This is a genomic window from Streptomyces sp. NPDC015220, assembly GCF_043079345.1.
GTDB lineage: Bacteria > Actinomycetota > Actinomycetes > Streptomycetales > Streptomycetaceae > Streptomyces.
Window position 1 is genome coordinate 173,735 of the sequence record NZ_JBIBUK010000013.1, and the last position, 16,675, is coordinate 190,409.

General features: G+C 69.9%; 18 protein-coding genes and 2 pseudogenes. 6 read left to right on the forward strand and 14 right to left on the reverse strand.

What is annotated here, in order from left to right; genetic code table 11:
- Positions 1-161 precede the first annotated feature (161 nt).
- Both ACF061_RS24665 and ACF061_RS24670 read left to right on the forward strand, forming a co-directional pair.
- The gene (locus ACF061_RS24665; protein WP_392269126.1) at positions 162-1,163 is read left to right on the forward strand and encodes a ferritin family protein; all 1,002 of its coding nucleotides are present in this window, start codon (positions 162-164) and stop codon (positions 1,161-1,163) included.
- Between the two features lie 275 nt (positions 1,164-1,438).
- On the forward strand, positions 1,439-2,449 hold the full coding sequence (locus ACF061_RS24670) for an aldo/keto reductase (protein ID WP_392269127.1): 1,011 nt from the start codon (positions 1,439-1,441) through the stop codon (positions 2,447-2,449).
- Between the two features lie 6 nt (positions 2,450-2,455).
- On the opposite strand, the gene ACF061_RS24675 is transcribed toward ACF061_RS24670, so the two are convergent.
- The 6 genes and pseudogenes from ACF061_RS24675 to ACF061_RS24700 form a co-directional block, all read right to left on the reverse strand.
- Positions 2,456-2,614, reverse strand: coding sequence for a hypothetical protein (locus ACF061_RS24675; RefSeq protein ID WP_392269128.1), 159 nt, complete (start codon positions 2,612-2,614; stop codon positions 2,456-2,458).
- A 372-nt stretch (positions 2,615-2,986) separates the two neighbouring features.
- The gene (locus ACF061_RS24680) at positions 2,987-4,162 is read right to left on the reverse strand and encodes an MFS transporter (RefSeq protein ID WP_392269174.1); all 1,176 of its coding nucleotides are present in this window, start codon (positions 4,160-4,162) and stop codon (positions 2,987-2,989) included.
- A 393-nt stretch (positions 4,163-4,555) separates the two neighbouring features.
- Positions 4,556-4,744: a hypothetical protein gene (locus ACF061_RS24685; protein ID WP_392269129.1), complete on the reverse strand. Its 189-nt coding sequence runs from the start codon at positions 4,742-4,744 to the stop codon at positions 4,556-4,558.
- Positions 4,745-4,857: 113 nt separating this feature from the next.
- Positions 4,858-5,385: a DinB family protein gene (locus tag ACF061_RS24690; RefSeq protein ID WP_392269175.1), complete on the reverse strand. Its 528-nt coding sequence runs from the start codon at positions 5,383-5,385 to the stop codon at positions 4,858-4,860.
- Positions 5,386-5,518: 133 nt separating this feature from the next.
- Positions 5,519-5,824, reverse strand: a pseudogene (locus ACF061_RS24695) (transposase); the annotation flags it as partial.
- Between the two features lie 117 nt (positions 5,825-5,941).
- On the reverse strand, positions 5,942-6,595 hold the full coding sequence (locus tag ACF061_RS24700) for a flavin reductase family protein (RefSeq protein ID WP_392269130.1): 654 nt from the start codon (positions 6,593-6,595) through the stop codon (positions 5,942-5,944).
- A 68-nt stretch (positions 6,596-6,663) separates the two neighbouring features.
- Here ACF061_RS24700 and ACF061_RS24705 point away from each other — a divergent pair, with 68 nt between their 5' ends.
- The 3 genes from ACF061_RS24705 to ACF061_RS24715 all read left to right on the forward strand — a co-directional run bounded on the left by ACF061_RS24705 (position 6,664) and on the right by ACF061_RS24715 (position 8,972).
- Entirely contained in the window at positions 6,664-7,401 is a 738-nt protein-coding gene (locus tag ACF061_RS24705) for a winged helix-turn-helix domain-containing protein (RefSeq protein ID WP_392269131.1), read from the forward strand.
- Positions 7,402-7,407: 6 nt separating this feature from the next.
- Positions 7,408-7,905, forward strand: a complete 498-nt coding sequence (locus ACF061_RS24710; RefSeq protein ID WP_392269132.1) for an IS5 family transposase — start codon at positions 7,408-7,410, stop codon at positions 7,903-7,905.
- A gap of 188 nt (positions 7,906-8,093) precedes the next feature.
- A complete protein-coding gene (locus ACF061_RS24715; RefSeq protein ID WP_392269133.1) occupies positions 8,094-8,972 on the forward strand; it encodes a GNAT family N-acetyltransferase in 879 nt (292 codons plus the stop codon).
- Positions 8,973-9,000: 28 nt separating this feature from the next.
- Here the strand turns inward: ACF061_RS24715 and ACF061_RS24720 are convergent, their stop codons facing one another.
- Positions 9,001-9,354: a response regulator transcription factor gene (locus ACF061_RS24720; protein WP_392269134.1), complete on the reverse strand. Its 354-nt coding sequence runs from the start codon at positions 9,352-9,354 to the stop codon at positions 9,001-9,003.
- A 60-nt stretch (positions 9,355-9,414) separates the two neighbouring features.
- Here ACF061_RS24720 and ACF061_RS24725 point away from each other — a divergent pair, with 60 nt between their 5' ends.
- Entirely contained in the window at positions 9,415-9,690 is a 276-nt protein-coding gene (locus ACF061_RS24725) for a hypothetical protein (RefSeq protein ID WP_392269135.1), read from the forward strand.
- Positions 9,691-9,888: 198 nt separating this feature from the next.
- Here the strand turns inward: ACF061_RS24725 and ACF061_RS24730 are convergent, their stop codons facing one another.
- The 7 genes and pseudogenes from ACF061_RS24730 to ACF061_RS24760 all read right to left on the reverse strand — a co-directional run.
- Positions 9,889-10,938 (reverse strand): carbohydrate kinase, encoded by a 1,050-nt coding sequence (locus ACF061_RS24730; protein ID WP_392269136.1) that lies wholly within the window; start codon positions 10,936-10,938, stop codon positions 9,889-9,891.
- Entirely contained in the window at positions 10,935-11,924 is a 990-nt protein-coding gene (locus ACF061_RS24735) for a zinc-dependent alcohol dehydrogenase family protein (protein WP_392269137.1), read from the reverse strand. Before ACF061_RS24735 ends, ACF061_RS24730 begins: the two co-directional genes overlap by 4 nt.
- Positions 11,921-12,772, reverse strand: a complete 852-nt coding sequence (locus tag ACF061_RS24740; protein ID WP_392269138.1) for a carbohydrate ABC transporter permease — start codon at positions 12,770-12,772, stop codon at positions 11,921-11,923. The genes ACF061_RS24735 and ACF061_RS24740 overlap by 4 nt, the downstream gene beginning before the upstream one ends.
- Positions 12,772-13,734 carry a carbohydrate ABC transporter permease gene (locus ACF061_RS24745; protein ID WP_392269139.1) on the reverse strand — a complete coding sequence of 321 codons (963 nt, stop codon included), beginning with the start codon at positions 13,732-13,734 and terminating at the stop codon, positions 12,772-12,774. The genes ACF061_RS24740 and ACF061_RS24745 overlap by 1 nt, the downstream gene beginning before the upstream one ends.
- A gap of 81 nt (positions 13,735-13,815) precedes the next feature.
- On the reverse strand, positions 13,816-15,180 hold the full coding sequence (locus tag ACF061_RS24750) for an ABC transporter substrate-binding protein (protein ID WP_392269140.1): 1,365 nt from the start codon (positions 15,178-15,180) through the stop codon (positions 13,816-13,818).
- A gap of 146 nt (positions 15,181-15,326) precedes the next feature.
- The gene (locus ACF061_RS24755; RefSeq protein WP_392269141.1) at positions 15,327-16,088 is read right to left on the reverse strand and encodes a DeoR/GlpR family DNA-binding transcription regulator; all 762 of its coding nucleotides are present in this window, start codon (positions 16,086-16,088) and stop codon (positions 15,327-15,329) included.
- A 150-nt stretch (positions 16,089-16,238) separates the two neighbouring features.
- Positions 16,239-16,649 (reverse strand): annotated as a pseudogene (locus tag ACF061_RS24760) (hypothetical protein); the annotation flags it as partial.
- Positions 16,650-16,675: the final 26 nt, after the last annotated feature.

Genomic DNA, 16,675 nt, shown 5'->3' on the forward strand with positions numbered 1-16,675 from the left:
ATCGGACGTGGCCCACAGCAAGGTTCGCGCACGGGTGCGGGCATGACGGTGTCGCTCAGCGTATTCACTCGATCGGTTTACGTGAAGGGGTGGGGGTGTGCGTGTGCTGGTCGCATGAGGAGGGGCGCTCCCCATCTGGAGCAGCCCCGAAAGGAGGACGTATGTTCCGCCATTCGATGCGTGCGTTGCTGGTCAGCCTGTGCGCGCTGACCGCCGCGTCCCAGGCGGCCACAGCAATGGCCGTTGCCGTGCCGACCGATCACCACCTGGCGATGCGCACGGCTGCTCCGGCTCTTCGCGCGCGGACGCTGGCCGACCTGAGCACCGCCATGAAGGGCGAGGCGTACGCGTTCGCCGTCTACGGCCTCTTCGCGGCCGAAGCCGATGGCCAGGCTCAGGCGGCCAAGGGCAAACTCGTGGACCAGCCCCGGCCCGCGGTCGGTGAGCTCTTCAGGGCCACGGCGCGGACCGAGCTCGACGAGCACCTGCACGAGGCGGCCGCCCTGGCCGGTGTCGTCGGCACGAACGCGGCCAATCTGCGCCAGGCCATCAACGGCGAGACCTACGAGCACCAGGTCATGTACCGCCGCTTCGCCGAGCAGGCCCGCAAGGACGGAGACCTCGAGGCCGCCAAGTTGTTCACCGAGATCGCTGCGGACGAGGGCCGTCACCGCGAGGCCTACCGCACCGCTCTGACGGCCGTGACCACCGGCCGCGGGACCATACCGGCTCCGCCGAAGGCCGACGTGGTGTCGGTACCCGCCGGCCTGCCGAAGGTGAGGGCCGCCCGCACGAAGGCCAACCTGGACACCGCCCTGCACGGCGAGGCGCTCGCACACGCCAGGTACACGCTCTTCGCCGCCCGCGCGCGGCAGACCGGCAACACCGCGCTGGCCCGCCTGTTCGAGGGCACCGCCGGAGTCGAGCTGCATGAGCACTTCGCCGGCGAGGCGGTCCTGGCCGGTCTGGTCGGCACGACCAAGACGAACCTGCGCACGGCGATCACTGGGGAACGCACCGAAGCGACCAGCCTGTATCCGGGGTTCGCCAAGCGGGCCACGGCCGTGGGCGACCCCGCCGCCGCCCGCTTCTTCCGCGATACGGCCGCCGACGAGGCCAAACACGCCAGCGCGTTCCAGCAGGCACTGAACCAGCTGCGGTGACGCCCGCTGAGCCGCGAGACCGGCCGGACACACGGCGCGGCCGTCCGGCCGGTCGACGCCCCTTCCCGCTCCCGTCCGCTGCGGCGACGAGCCTCTTGAACACGCGCTCGCTGAGCCGGAGTTGTTCGTCGGGGTCGTCGAACCGCCAGTCCTGCCGCCGCGGGTGACCGCTGCCGACTTCGAAGCGCCGGTGCCTCCCGGTTTGCCCCACGCCTCCGAATCCCGGACCGAGACGTGTTGCGTTAGAGCACAGTCCAACTCCTAGGTTCGGAGGCGTGCGATACGTCAAACTCGGAACGACCGGACTGGAAGTCTCCGCCATCACCCTCGGCTGCATGAGCTTCGGCGAGCCGGACCGGGGCGGCGAGCCCTGGTCGCTGGGCGCGGACGCCGGCCGGGACATCATCAAGCAGGCCCTTGAGAGCGGCGTCAACTTCCTCGACACGGCCAATGGGTACAGCGCCGGAAGCAGCGAGGAGATCGTCGGCCAGGCGGTCAAGGACTTCGCCCGGCGCGAGGAGGTCGTTCTCTCCACCAAGGTCTGGATGCGGATGCGCCCCGGCCCGAACGGCGCCGGGCTGTCCCGCAAGGCGATCTTCGCCGAACTCGACGCCTCCCTGAAGCGACTGGGGACCGACTACATCGACCTGTACCAGATCCACCGCTGGGACTACGACACTCCGATCGAGGAAACCCTCGAGGCGCTGCACGACGCGGTCAGGTCTGGGAAGGTCCGTTACATCGGCGCCTCTTCCATGTACGCCTGGCAGTTCGCCAAGGCCCTGTACCTGGCTGACCTGAACGGCTGGACGCGGTTCGTGTCGATGCAGGACCACTACAACCTCATCCACCGGGAAGCGGAGCGGGAGATGCTCCCGCTCTGCGCCGACCAGGGCATCGGCGTGATCCCGTGGAGTCCGCTGGCGCGGGGCAGGCTGACGCGGGTCCGGGACACCGCCACGGCGCGTGCCGCAACAGACCCGGGCGGCGAGATCCTCTACCGCGACGGGGACCAGGCGGTGGTCGAGCGCGTCCACGAGATCGCGGGCAGGCGGGGTCTGTCCCCGGCCCAGGTCGCCCTGGCCTGGGTCATGCGCAACCCGGTGGTGACCTCGCCCATCGTCGGGGTCACCAAGCCGGCCCAGCTGGCCGACGCGGTCGCCGCGGTGGACGTCGAACTCGACGAAGACGAGGCCGCCTACCTGGAGGAGCCCTACCAGCCGCACGAGGTCGTCTACCTGGAGGAGTCCTTCTACAAGCGGCAGCCTGTGGCGGGCTCCCGGTAGTCCGGGCTACCGCCGGGCCTTCGACGAGTTCTTGGCCTCGGCCTTCGCAGCCCTGTGGTCGGCCCGGCGGTGCTTGCGGGCGGTCGCGCCCAACTGCATGATCCGCGCGCTGCCCGCCAGCGCGGTGAGCAGGATGCCCGCCACCGCGGCCGGCAGCAGGACCACGCGCAGTGGAACGTGCCCGTGGGCACCGAAGTGACTGACGTCGACCGACTGCTCCTGAGTTCGGCCGATTGGTGAGAAATTCGCGGGTAGGGGCGTCAGGCTATGTGACGCGGGCACCGGGATCCGTTTTGAAGTGGGACTCCTACATCTCTACGTCTGAAAACGGAGCACCGGTGCCCGCCGTCGAAGCATGGGCGATCGAGCCCTTGTGGGTCGCCGCTGGGTCGTCGAGCGCACCAACTCCTGGTACAGCCGCGGCTTCGACTTCACCCCGTCCCGCACGGAACGTCGAGCGGTCGTCATCGACGCACTGCTCGCGTCGATGACTGCGATCATCGCGATCCGACGCATCCTCCGCGAAGCCTGGACCAGTCAACGCTGGGGCACACGGCCAGCCCGCCGACCATGACGCCTTGTCCTCCACCCGCGGAATCTCTTAGATCCGTAACGCTGGGACCGTCCGCCGAGCAGCACCGCGCAGGCTCCGACGGTCAGCAGCCCGCCGGCAAGGAAGACGTCCCGCACGTCGGCCAGCGGCAGGATCAGTCCACCGAGCGCGGCGCCGGCCGCGATGCCGGCGTTGTACGAGCCGGAGTTGGCTGCCAGTGCGACATCTGTGCGTCCGGGTGCGCAGTGCAGCATCGCGTTCTGGGTGGTCATGAACACCGGCCCGAGCGCCCCGCCCATCAGCACCAGGAACACCACCGCCGCCACCGGATCGGCGCCGGCCGAGTACAGGCCGAGCATGCCCACCGCCTGCGTGGCCACGGCCGTGGTCAGCGCGGACTGCGGAAAGTGGTCGAGCAACGCACCGGTGATGCTCACGCCGGCCAGACAGGCAACACCGAAAGCGACGAACAGGGCGCTGACCATGCTCGGGGAGAACCCGCTGACGTCACCCAGGAACTCCACGATGTAGGTGTATCCGGTGAACGCCCCGGTGGCAGACAGGGTCCCGGCCACGAGCACCGTCCCGAACCGGCGGACGTCGGGGCTGGTTCCGTAGGCGGCGGGCCCCTCTTCCGGACGCGAGGTCGGCAGCAGAACGGCGATCGTCATCAGAGAGACAAGCCCAGGAGCCGCCAGCATGGCGACGGGCACCCGCCAGTCGCTCCCACGGCCCAGCCAGGTTCCGGCAGGAACACCCAGCACCAGGGCCAGCGAACCAGCGACGGACAGCGCCGCGACCACACGCCCACGGACCTCGGGCGTGAACAGGCATACCGCGACCGGGCCCATGACGGCCCAGAACAGCGCCTGGGCGAGCGCCGTCAGCAGTCGCGCCACAAGGAGCAGCCAATAGGAGGTCGACAGCGCCGCGACCAGACTGGACACGACGAGCGCGGCCAGCAGTCCCGTGAGCACATGACGTCGGGGCACAGACCGCACGAGGTGGACGAGTGGCACGGAAGCGACGGCCACTGTCACGCCGTAACCGGTGACCAGGAGACCGACTGCCGACAGGGACACCCGAAGACTGTCGGAGATGAGCTGCAAGAGACCCACCGGCAGGTTCTCCGCGGTGTTGAAGGTGAAGGCAGCCAGCATCAGGGCCACAAGCACTGCCAGTGCGTGCCATGGAGCCGGTCGCCCCGTGACCGCGCGGTCTTTTCCTCCTGCTTTCCAAGGTTGCGCCTGCTTCGTGGCACGGTCCATGGAGGTACCTCACCGGGCGCACCGGTGCCGCCGCAACCGAATTCATGCAGGCGTCGGCGGGCGCGAAGAAGACAGGCAGAGCCTCCGCGATGGCCAGTCACTCCGGGTTCGAAAGCACCTGCCCGAAGACCGGGGCGAGTCCGTCCCCTTCCCGGGCCTCAGTCGCAGTCGGAGCGGCGCGCGGTCCGGAGCGGGCCGCGGACGCACAACCCCCACAGGCGTGTCCTGAGCAGACGCCTCACTGAACTGACGTGCCCGACGGCGGGCCTGACGCCCGGTTCGCCGTCAGACCGGGGCGGAACGGCCCCACCGTGCCCGCGGTACCGCGGGCACCGGAGGATGGTGTGCGCGGTACAGACGCAGGAGGGCGGCCACTCCGTCCACCACGATGTCCGCGGCCTCGGACCGCGGCAAGGGCAGGGCCCCGTGGAAGCTTCGCTGGTTGACGTCGGTGATGGTCAGCCCACCGCGCATCGTCGGGTGGTTGGGCCGGACACACCTGCGGCGGCCTCCGGCGCCGCCCGGCGGCCGCGCGGCATGTCACAGGCGCCCGCCGGACGATGGCGCGGCCACCGAGCAGGCATGTCTCACACGCCGGTGGCCCCGTCGACCCGCTCGCGGATGAGATCGGCATGACCGTTGTGACGTGCGTACTCCTCGATCATGTGGACCATGATCCAGCGCAGGGAGACCGTCTGATCGCCGACATGACCCGCTTCCTGCTCGGTGAGGTGACCGGAGTCGTCCAGCGTAGCGTCAGCGATCAGTTCACGGCCTCTGGCGACCTCCGCTTGCCAGGCGGCCGTCGCCTCGTCCAGTCCTCGTTCCGGCTCGAGGGCGAAGCCGTCGAGGTTGCCCTCCCCGAAGACCGGCGACACGGTCAGACCTGCGAACACACGCTGGAACCAGTTGCGCTCCACCACGGCCATGTGCTGGACGAGACCGAGCAGCGTCATCGACGACGGTGACGCCGCGGCCAGCCGTGATTGATCGTCCTCCAGGCCCGAGCACTTCAGAACCAGAGTCGCACGGTGAAAGTCCAGCCACGCCTCCAGCATGGCGCGCTCGTCGGCATGCGCGGGCGGCACAGGCCGTCCATCCGGTGTCGTATTCAGGAGCACACCCTGGCAGCAGCGGCCGTGGACCACGACCGTCTTCGCCGACGACGAACACGACTTCCACGCTCGGGGCGCTGCCGCTCCCTGCCCCGGAGGGGGAACGGGAGATGACCGAGGACGCGGACCCGCAGGCCGGTGACGAGCGGGTGCCGGACGCCGTCGTGGTGTAGCCGTAGATCAGCAGGCGCACCATCAGCCGCGGGTCGCAGGGCGGGAAGCCGCGCTTCTCGGTGTAGTCCGCCAGGATCGGCGAGAGATCGAACGCGCGGTCCACCAGGTCGGCGACGAAGCGGGCCAGGTGATCTTCGGGTAGCCAGTCGTCCAGTGACGGCGGCAGCAGCAGGACCTGGTGCGGGGCGAATACCCGGAACCGCTTGTCCACCGCCGCCGCACGCGCCTGAGGCCGCCTCTTCTCGACTGGCCCGGCCTTGAGCAGGCCCTCCCCATCACGCATACCGGAGTCATCCCGTATGAATGGTCACGAGATGCACGCGGGTTACCAGTGGCGGCCCTGCTTCAGTCCTCCTTGACCGTTTACCGGCTTCGAGGCCGGTCAGTGGCTTTGCCGGGGTGTCCGGGAGCGGAAGCTGTGGCCGAGTTCAGGGCCCAGTCCGTAGTAGTGGCGGAAGTTGTAGATCAGTGGGCTCCACGCGGCTGGGTCGATGTGCTGGGAGCCGGGGACGACGATACGTGGGTCGGCGTGGACCTTGAGCACATGGGCTTCGACGATGAGGAACGCCCCGGAGGCGTCGGGTTGAACCCGTGCGGCGCGGGCCTCCAACTGGATGGGGCATTCGGCGGCCCTGGGTGGCCGGACCAGCTCGGAGGGTTCAGGTCGCAGGTCGGCAGCGGCGAATTTGTCCGGTTCGAAACGGTAGGCGCCGCGCTTGTCCAAGGGGATCGGGGTGCGTCCGGTCAGCGGCGCCAGCCGCTCCACCGCCGGCCACTGGGCAGGCGCGGGGAGGTTGACCACGAGATCGGGGCGGCTGAGCAGATTGTGCGCGGTCTGTCCCCCGGGGCCCAGACCGAGGACGATGACGTGGCCGAGTGCCCAGGCCGATGACATCGGCGCCAGGTTGAAGGAGCCGTTCTCGTTCTCTGTCGAGAGCAGTACGACCGGCGTGCCGAAGTACAGGATGCTCGGCTCGACGGCCACATGGGCGGCCGACGTGTTGTCGGGCGTGGTGCTGGGTGTCGCGGTGTTCATGGGAGTCGACCGTAGAGTGGAGACTCTTCGGCCATCGCCGAAGGATCGCCGGTGAATGATGGACGACGATGAGAAACCATGACGCGTGCCTGGAAGGCCCGGACCTGGCCGCTCTGGCCGGACTCCTGGCGGACGGCACCCGCGCAAGCTTCTGCCTGGCCCTCCTGGACGGTCGGGCATGGACCGCGACCGAGTTGGCGCGCCATGCCGGGGTGGCCGCCTCGACTGCGACCGAACACCTGAACCTCCTGGTCGGCGGAGGATTGCTCGCCCAGGAGCGTCAGGGTCGTCATCGCTACGTCCGCCTCGCCGATCCCGAGACGGCCCGACTGATCGAGACCCTTGCCTCCATGGCGCCCCGCCGCGTCACTCCGCCACGCTCACTGCCCGCCGTCAGCCGGAGCCGGGCGCTGGCCCGCGCCCGGACGTGCTATGACCACCTCGCGGGCGCCCTCGGGGTCGCCATCACCGAGGCGATGACCGACCGGGGGCTGCTGGACTGGGAGCAGGGGCCGACGCTCACCGGCAACGGGATCGCCTGGCTGGCCGACCGTGGCATCGCGCTGCCACCCGCTACACGGCGTCCGCCCGTCCGATCGTGCCTGGACTGGACCGAACGCCGCCCTCACCTGGCCGGCGCCGTCGGTGCAGCCATATGCCGCCACGCCTTCAGCTCTGGTTGGATCACTCGGATCGGCACCAGCCGCGCCGTCGCCCTCACCGAGATCGGTTGGCGCGCGCTTCGGGACCACCTCGGCCTGTCCGAGGAGACGCACCCCGTCGGCGTTACCGAGACACGCTCCTAGTAGTGCTTGGTCAGGCCTGGTGATCACGGGCTGGGGCGTTCGCTCGGTGGGTTCACCACCAAGCCGCACCTGGCCGTCGAGCAGGGGCAGACGCCCATGTCGATCGTGGTGACGGCCGGGCAGCGTGGAGACTCGCCGCAGTTCGCACCAGTGTGGGAGAAGGTTCGCGTGCCCCGCATCGGGCCGGGCCGACCCCGCGTCCGCCCCGATCGCGTGCGGGCCGACAAGGCGTACGCCTCCCGCGGAAACCGCGCCTACCTGCGCCGACGTGGCATTCGCTGCACCATCCCGGACAAGGCCGACCAGGCCCGCGACCGCGAGAGACTCGGCGCTCGCGGCGGCCGGCCGCCCCAGTTCGACGCCGAGGACTCCAAGGCTCGGCACGCGGTCGAATGTGGCATCAATCGCCTCGAAAGGCATCGCGCCGTGGCCACGAGATACGACAAGCTCGCGGTCCGCTATGAGGCGACCGTCCTCGTCGCGGCCATCAACGAGTGGCTGTGACCACACACGCGCACCGCTTTTTCGTTAACCCGTTGCCCAGGAGCCAATCGGCCAGCTAGGTTCACCCAGCCGCCTGCATTGGTGCAGAGACGGCACTGTCGACGAGGAGGTGTGGAGCACATGCGCAGGAGTGCCCAGGAGTTGAGCTCGCGTACTGGCCTTTGCCACCTCCTCACGACGGAGACACCTTGTCCCTTCGCATCACCCCACTGACCGACCCCGCTCACGGGCCGCACGGCCGGCGTCTTGCCTGGTTGGCGTCCGACGCCGATTCCATCCCTGCCGGGACGGCCTTTCTGCGCCTGTTCGACGGCGGACGAAAGCACCTGGCCGAGCTCGACCTCCGTGTTCATCCCGCGGAGCGCCGCAAAGGCGTCGGCTCCCGGCTCCTCGACACCGCCGTGGCCACCGCCCGGGACAATGCCCGACGCCGCGTCGTCGCGCAGGCAGAAGCCGGATCGCCCGGCGACCACTTCCTGGCAGCGCGCGGTTTCCGGAAGGTCCTCACCCTGAGGTTCACCCGCTTGCCACTGGCCGACGTGGATACCGCCGTCCTCGCCGAGATCATCGAGCGTCCGCATCCCGGATATCGGCTGATGTCATGGCAGGGAACCGTTCCCGACGACCTTGCCCAGACGTTCGCCGCCTCACGCCGCGCCATGGACGACATGCCCATGGACGACACCGACTGCGGCACCGTGACCTGGGACGTGGACCGCGTGCGGGCCGCGGCGAAGGCCGTCGAACAGCGCGGCGACCACCTGCACACCGTCGTCGCCATCGACGCCTCCAACGGCTCGATCGTCGGGTTCACGGAACTCGTCATCCCTGGCAACGGCGCAGGTGACGGCCAGCACTACGGCACCGGCGTGCTGCCCGAGCACCGTGGACACGGCCTCGCCCGATGGATGAAGGCCGAGTCGATCCGACAGGCCCATAGGGACTATCCGGACCTCGGTGACCTCCTGACCGACACCGCCGACAGCAACACGCACATGAGACAGATCAACGACGGTCTCGGCTACACACCCACGCACACGACACACCAGCATCAGCTCGACCTTTAGCGGAGAGCGGACGGGCCGGACCGGGGCATCACCCCGCCCGGCCTGTCCGTGCTTTCGATACACGCCCCCGGTCCGCGCCGTCCCTCGTCTGTGTGCAGAGCGCGTTGCCGAGAGCCGCCCGGGAGGTGATGCCCAGCTTGGGATGGATCTGGTACAGGTGGGCGCCGACGGTGCGGTGCGAGATGAAGAACTTCTCGGCGATCTGCTTGTTCGTCAGCCCGGACGCGGCCAGCTCGGCGATCTCGCGTTCCCGCGGTGTGAGCTGGGTCCCTCTCCGGTCGTCCGTGTCCGGCACACTCGAACCCACGGCGCGCAACTCCTGCGCCGCCCGTGCGGCCCAGGGGCGGGCGCCCAGCCGCCGAAAGGTCGCGTGTGCGGCCATGAGCGAGCCTTCGGCCTCCGACACCGCCCCGGCGCGGCGCAGCCGCTCTCCCTGCGCGAGTTGCGCACGCGCCCTGTCGAAGGGCCACTCGCCGGCACCCGGAGCGGACAGTGCCTCCTCGAAGAACCGTGCCGCCACCTCGTCGTCGACCTGCCGGTGGGGGTCAGCGTCTTCCCCGGAGAGCTGGTGCGCACCCCGAAGGTGTGGGCGCAGCGGGCGTACAGGAATCTCGTCTACTTCAACGACGACACCCCGGCGGGCGGTCACTTCGCCGCGTTCGAACAACCCCGGCTCTTCGTGGAGGAGTTGCGTGCCTACGCCCGTCTCGTGAGGTGAGCCGGGGCTACGCCGTGAGGTGAGCCGACCTCTCCCTCGTCGGCCGTTGGCCCGAACTCCCTCGCGCGCGCTCGGGGCCACTTCGACCCGGCCGATACCTTCCGTCTCCGCAACGGTCGGCGTCGGCCCGCGGGCCGCGGCACGGGGGAGGGCAGTGAGCCGTCCGGCCGCACCGGAAGCGAGACGGACGGCCATGGCTCATACCGCCAGTTCCGCCGCTGTGGGCGGGTCCGCTCCTCCACGCGTGCAGGTGAGCGCGGCCGTGCGGGCGGCCGCCGCCAGCGCCTCGCCGAGAACCGCGGGCAGCCGATCGGTGTCCGTCGCCGCGCGCAGTGCCGCGCGTGCCGGCGGTGCCTTCCCGCCCGGACCACCGCCCAGCAGCCCGGCGTGCAGCAATCGGCCGGCGAGGCCGGCCGTGAAGGCGTCGCCCGCCGCGACGGTGTCCCGCACCCGGACCGGCACCGGCGCGATGTCCTGGCAGCCGTGTCGCCACCAGGCCCGGGCACCGTTCGCTCCCATGGTGAGGACGACCAGTGCCGGGCCGTCGCGTGCCCATCGGGCCGCGGTCCGGTCAGGACTCTCGCCCGGGTGGAGCCAGGCCAGGTCCTCTTCGCTCGCCTTCACCACGTCGCTGATGGCCACGAGTTGTTCCACCCGTTCACGCACCCGCTCCGCGGAGCCGAGCAGCGCCGGTCTCAGGTTGGGGTCGTAGGAGAGGGTGGCCGAGGCCCGAAGGGCGTGCAGCGTGCTGAAGACCTGGTCGGCGCCGGGAGCCAGGGCGGTGGCGATGGATCCGGTGTGGACGTGCGCCGGCGGGCCGTCGCGCAGCGCCTGTTCGACGGCCGCCGACAGTGCCCAGGTGATGTCGAAGGTGTAGTTCGCGGCGCCCGCGGCGTCGAGTACGGCGGTCGCTGTGGAGGTGGCGGCGTCGACCACGGATCCCGGTGCCAGCTCGACCCGACTGCCCTCCAGGTGCTGTCGCACCAGGACTCCGAAGCGGTCGTTTCCCACACGGGTGGCGAGCCTGACAGGGTGGCCCAGCCTGCCCAGGGCCAGCGCCACGTTGGCGGGGCTCCCACCGGGGTGGCTCCGGCGCGAGCCGTCGAGGCCGACGATGATGTCCACCAGCGTTTCGCCGACGACGAGCGCCGGCGGTGCGGCGACTTCCGCGTCGCCGCTGCCATTCGGACCCCTGGGAACCGGCAGGGCGCGCACCCGCATGTCGCCGCGTCCGGCGTCACCGGTCACGGCAGCACCTGGATCTTCCGGCCCTTACCGGCCTGGAACCGTCGCAGGGACTCGGCGTAGTCCGCCAGGGGCAGCCGGTCGCTGATGAAGATCTCCGGGTCGAGCACTCCGCCGGCGAACAGTTCGGCGGCGCGTTCGTAGCTGTGCAGGACCGCCATCGAGCCGGTGATGGTGATCTCCTCGTTGTAGATCCGGTACGGGTCGATGGTGGCCCGGGCCGCGTAGTCGGCGACACCGAACTGGAGATACGTGCCTCCCCTGCCGACCCGGCCGAGGGCGTCCTGGATGGCGTCGGCGTTGCCGGTGGCGTCGATGACCACCTCCCAGCCGCGCGGACGATCGAGGGCGTCGGCCGAGGTCACCGCGTTGCTGCAGCCGAGCGTGCGGGCCGTGGCGAGCCGGTCCGCGTTGATGTCGACCACGTCGACCGTGGACGCCCCGGTACGCTTGGCGAGTTCCAGCATCATCAGGCCCATGGTGCCCGAGCCGTAGATCAGAACGTGGTCGGCGAGCGTGCCGCGCAGGATGTCGTAGCCGCGCACCGCGCAGGACAGCGGTTCGATGAGGGCGGCGTCCTCGGTGCGCACGTGCTCGGGGAGTTTCACGCAGTTGGCGGCGGGGGCGGCCGCGTACTGCGCCGCGCCGCCGGGGACGGTGACACCGATGGCGTTCCAGCGCTCGCACAGGTTTCCGCGGCCGATACGGCAGTAGTGGCACTCGTGGCAGTGCAGGGAGGGGTCGACGGCGACCCGGTCGCCGACGGCCAGGTCGCGGACTCCGGAGCCCAGCGCGACGACCTCGCCGGCGAACTCGTGCCCGGGGACGATGGGCAGGGTGGGCGCGAACTCGCCCTGGAGGATGTGCAGATCCGTGCCGCACAGGCCGCAGGCCGAGACCTCGATCACTACCTGCCCCGGGCCGGGTGCGGGGTCGTCGACGGTCTCGACGCCGACCTGGCCGGGCGAGCTGATGACGGCGGCTTTCACTTGACTGCTCCAAGGGACAGGCCCTGGACGAGTTTGTCCTGGGCGGCGAATCCGGCGATGAGAACCGGCAGGGAGACGCAGACGGCGGCGGCGCACACCTTGGCCAGGAAGAGGCCCTGGCTGGTGACGAAGCCGGTGAGGAACACGGGTGCGGTGCCGGCGACGACGCCGGTGAGGACCCGTGCGAAGAGCAGCTCGTTCCAGCTGAAGATGAAACAGATCAGCGAGGTGGCGGCGATGCCGGGGGCGACGACCGGCGCGACGATCCGGGCCAGGACGGTGGGCAGTCCGGCGCCGTCGATGGAGGCCGCCTCCAGGATCTCGACGGGGACCTCGGCGAGGAACGAACGCATCATCCACACCGCGATCGGCAGGTTCATCGAGGTGTAGAGGACGATCAGCAGCGCGACGTTGTCGAGCAGGCCGCTGTTCCGGGCGATCAGGTAGACCGGCAGCAGTCCGGCCACCGCGGGCAGCATCTTGGTGGACAGGAAGAAGAACATGGCGTCCGTCCACTTGCGCACCGGCTTGATGGACAGCGCGTAGGCGGCCGGTATGGACAGCACCAGCACCAGGAGCGTCGAGACGAGGCTCGCGGAGAAGGAGTTGATCAGGGGAGGCCAGGGGGAGACACCGGTGCTCGCGCCGAAGAACTCCCGGTAGCCCTGGAGGGTCAGCGGCGCCTCGAGGCTCGGTGGGTTGGTCGCGGCGTCGGACTCGTCGTGCAGCGAGGTGAGGAACATCCAGGCGACCGGAAGGAAGAACACGATGCCGCAGAGCCAGGCCAGCAGGCCGAGTGCGCCGCGGCGGACCGCGGTGCCGGGGCGGGTGGCGATGGTCAGGGCCATCAGCGGGTCTCCTCTCGGAGCAGGGACGAGACCGTCCTGAGCGCGAAGCTTCCGACGAGGAGGGAGCACAGGACGACGAGGACGCCTTCCGCCGAGGCCTGCCCGTAGTCGTGCGCCTGGTAGAAGGTTTCGTAGACGGTGTAGGGCAGGTTGGCGGTGTCCAGGCCGCCGCCGGTGAGCGTGAAGACGGCGTCGAAGTTCTGCACCACGTAGACGCTGCCGAGCAGCGCGGCCAGTTCGAGATAGCGGCGCAGGTGCGGGAAGGTGAGGTAGCGGAACACCTGCCAGGTGCTCGCACCGTCCACGCGGGCCGCCTCGACGGCGTCCATGGGGCGGCTCTGCAGTCCGGCCAGCAGGATCAGCATCATGAAGGGCGTCCACTGCCAGACCAGCGACGCCGCCACGGACATCAGCGGCAGGGAGGACAGCCAGTCGGGCTGCGGCGCGTCGTCGCTGCCGAACAGACTCCACAGCCAGGTCAGCGAGCCGTTGATCAGCCCGTAGGTGGCGTTGTACAGCGCGTGCTTCCACAGCAGCGCGGAGGCCACGGGTACGACGAGGAACGGTGTGATCAGCATGGTGCGGACGATGCCGCGGCCGCGGAACCGGCGGTCGAGCAGCAGGGCCAGCCCCAAGCCCAGCACCAGGCTGACCAGCACCACGGTCACCGTCAGCGTGACGGTCGTCAGCAGGGAGGAACGTAACTTCGGGTCGGTGACGGCCTCCTGGTAGTTCCGCAGGCCGGCGAAGGCGCGGTCGCCGGGGTCGAGGGCGTTCCAGCGCATGAACGAGATCACCACGGTGCCGGCGAAGGGCAGTTGGGTGACCACGATCATGAAGAGCAGGGCCGGGAGCAGCGGGGCCCGCCGGGCCCATGCTCCGCGATACCGTCGCGGGGGTTTCGCCCGTTCCGCGGTCTGCGGCGTGCGGGCACGCCTGATGAGCGAGTGGGTGAGGGTCATCGTGTGTCTCCGCTGTGCTCCCGTCCCCGGCCCCGCGGGGCGCAACCGGAAGTCCGGGAACGTCGGGTGGATCGGGAGGGATCACTTGTCCGCGTACTTGGCGGCGACCTTCTCGGCGAGCGTCTGACCGGACTTCAGCGCCTGCTCGACACTGGTCTTGCCGGCGATGGCCGAGCTGACCTGCTGGGAGACCTGCGTCCCCAGGTCGGTGAACTCGGGGATGCCGACGAACTGGATACCGGGGGCGGGCCGGGGCTGCACACCCGGATTGCCTGGGTCGGCCGACTTCAGCGCGTTCGCGGTGGCCCCGGCGAAGGCCGACGCGGCGGCGACGTACCGCGGGTTGACGTAGGTGGAGCTCCGCTTGCCCGCCGGGACCCGGGACCAGCCGAGCTTCCGGCCCACCAGGTCCTCGTACTTCTTGCTGGACGCCCAGGAAATGAACTTCCAGGCGTCGTCCTGGTGCTTGCTCGCCTTCTGCAGGCCCCAGGCCCAGGTGTAGAGCCAGCCCGAACTCCTGGTCCGGTCGACCGGCGCGGGAGCGTAGCCCATCTTCCCGGCCACCGGCGAGCCACTGGCTTCGAGGGACCCCGCGGCGGAGGTCGCGTCGTACCACATGGCGACCTTGCCCTGCTCCACGTTGTTGAGGCACTCGGCGAACCCCGACTGCGGGGCGCCCTTCTCGCCGTGGGCGCGCACCAGGTCTACATAGAATTCGGTCGCCTTGGTGAAGGCGGGGCTGTCCACCTGGGCCTTCCAGTCCTTGTCGAACCAGGTGCCGCCCATGGTGTTGACCACTGTGGTCAAAGGAGCCATCACCTCGCCCCATCCCGGCAGACCGCGCAGGCAGATGCCCTTCATCCCGGGCTCGGCGCCGTCGGCCTCGGCGGCCAGGTCTGCCACCTGCTGCCAGGTGGGGTTGGCCGGCATGGTCAGCCCCTTCTTCTCGAAGACGTCCTTGCGGTACATCAGGAAGGACGACTCGCCGTAGAACGGCTCTGCGTACGTCTGGCCGGACACCGTCAAGGACTGCTGGAGGGCGGGCAGGATGTCGCCCTGCTCGAAGGCGGTGTCCTTCTTCGCGTACTGGCTCAGTGGGGCGAGCCAGCCGTTCTTGGCGTAGATCGGCGTCTCGTAGTTGCTGATCGTCGCCACGTCGTACTGGCCGGCCTGGCTGGAGAAGTCCTGGCTGATCTTGTCGCGGACGTCGTTCTCCGGCAGCACCGTGAAGTTGACCTGGATGCCGGTCTCCTTGGTGAAGTTGGCCGCCGTCAGCTTCTGCAGGTCCGCCATCTGCGGGTTGTTCACCATCAGTACGTTGATGGAGTGCGAGCCGGAGCCACCCCCCGCGCCACCGGCGCCCGCGCACGCTGTGAGCAGTGCGCCGCACACGGCCACCGCGCACAGGGGCACGGCGTTCCGCGGACCGGTCGGTCGTGAAGTCATGATCGTCCCTTTCGTGAACTGTCGGTGTGAGCAGCGAAGGGCAAGGAGGAGGCGGGATCCGTCGGACGGTCGTGGTCCGGCCGTGCGGGCGCAGAGGTGCTGCCGGCACGGCCTGGGCGGAGCCGTCCCCGGCGGGGGAGTACGGGTCAGACCCGGTGGACGCGGGGTCCCATCAGTGAGTAGCGGTGCGCCTCGGCGCTGGACAGTCCGGTGTCGGTGACGATGGCCTCGAAGTCACCCACCTCGGCGAAGCGGCAGAAGCTGCTCGCTCCGAACTTGCTGTGATGCCCCATGAACACATGCCGGCGTGACACGGCCAGCGCCTTGGCCTTGACGTCGGCCACCACCGGATCGGGTGTGGTCAGGCCCAGCTCCCGGGAAATCCCGTTCGAACCGATGAAGGCCAGGTCGATCACGAACCGCCCGAGCATGGCGCAGGCCCAGGAGCCCACCGTGGCCAGGGTCCGCGCCCGCACCCGGCCGCCGAGGAGCAACACGGTGATCTGCGGAGAGTCCACGATCGCGGCCGCGGTGGACAGTGACGCGGTGACCACGGTCAGGGGCCGGTCGCCGGGGAGGAGCGCGGCGAGGAGCTGGGGGGTGTAGCCCTCGTCCACGAACACGGTCTCCGCGTCACCGAGAAGCTTGACCGCCTCCGCGGCGATCCGGCGCTTGTCCTCGACGTGCAGGGTCTCCCGTTCGGTGAGGCCCGTCTCGAAACCCGCGCCCTCGACGGGATAGGCGCCGCCGTAGGTACGGCGGAGCAGGCCCCTGCGTTCCAGGACGCCGAGGTCGCGCCGGATGGTCTCCGGCGCGACGGCGAGGTCCACGGCCATGGTGGTGACCTCGACACGTCCCTGGTGACGGGCGAGCGCGAGGATCCGGCTCTGACGCTCCGCGGCGTTCATCGCATTCACCTCGTCTTCCGTACGACCGGTCCGGGCACGGCACGCCCGGTCTTGACGCACATTTATACCAACCACCTTTGTGCGCGAAAGGGCCCGGAGCGGGCTCGAAGCTGCCCGATGGCGCCCGAAGCGGCGACGCGAAGTCCCAGGTCACACTCGTGCGGCGCGGTGCACCTCCTTATCGCTGCCCGCGTGAACCGTCCCAGGTGCCCGGTTCGGGCGGTCGGTGGACCGGCGGGCGGACCACATCACCGCTCGTGCGCGGCCATGAGCGCCGGGGCGACACGGTCCGGCGTGCCTGATCGGTCCGCTGAGCGACGCGCACACATCGCCGTCGGGACCGTGGGGCCGGGTCGTGGAGAGACGATGAGCCGTCACCGCCGGACGACGCCCACACCCTCTCGGTCGCCAGCGGCCCGCGGGCGAAGTCCCGCCCGAAGGGGAGCGCGGCACCGTTGGTCTCAACGCGGCGTCGAGGAGGTTGTGTTCGGCGGCGGTCCCGGCGAGTGCGGCACGCCGGGGCTCGTCGAGACCGGCGAACGTGCCGCGGACAATGGCGCGGTAGGCACGGTCGCCCGTGGGTCAGG

Coding starts and splice junctions, on each gene's coding strand:
- ACF061_RS24755 (WP_392269141.1), bottom strand. CDS start 16,088: ATGAACGCCGCGGAGCGTCAGAGCCGGATCCTCGCGCTCGCCCGTCAC.
- ACF061_RS24700 (WP_392269130.1), bottom strand. CDS start 6,595: ATGAACACCGCGACACCCAGCACCACGCCCGACAACACGTCGGCCGCC.
- ACF061_RS24665 (WP_392269126.1), top strand. CDS start 162: ATGTTCCGCCATTCGATGCGTGCGTTGCTGGTCAGCCTGTGCGCGCTG.
- ACF061_RS24685 (WP_392269129.1), bottom strand. CDS start 4,744: ATGCGCGGTGGGCTGACCATCACCGACGTCAACCAGCGAAGCTTCCAC.
- ACF061_RS24705 (WP_392269131.1), top strand. CDS start 6,664: ATGAGAAACCATGACGCGTGCCTGGAAGGCCCGGACCTGGCCGCTCTG.
- ACF061_RS24750 (WP_392269140.1), bottom strand. CDS start 15,180: ATGACTTCACGACCGACCGGTCCGCGGAACGCCGTGCCCCTGTGCGCG.
- ACF061_RS24680 (WP_392269174.1), bottom strand. CDS start 4,162: ATGCTGGCTGCCTTCACCTTCAACACCGCGGAGAACCTGCCGGTGGGT.
- ACF061_RS24745 (WP_392269139.1), bottom strand. CDS start 13,734: ATGACCCTCACCCACTCGCTCATCAGGCGTGCCCGCACGCCGCAGACC.
- ACF061_RS24740 (WP_392269138.1), bottom strand. CDS start 12,772: ATGGCCCTGACCATCGCCACCCGCCCCGGCACCGCGGTCCGCCGCGGC.
- ACF061_RS24720 (WP_392269134.1), bottom strand. CDS start 9,354: ATGGCCGCACACGCGACCTTTCGGCGGCTGGGCGCCCGCCCCTGGGCC.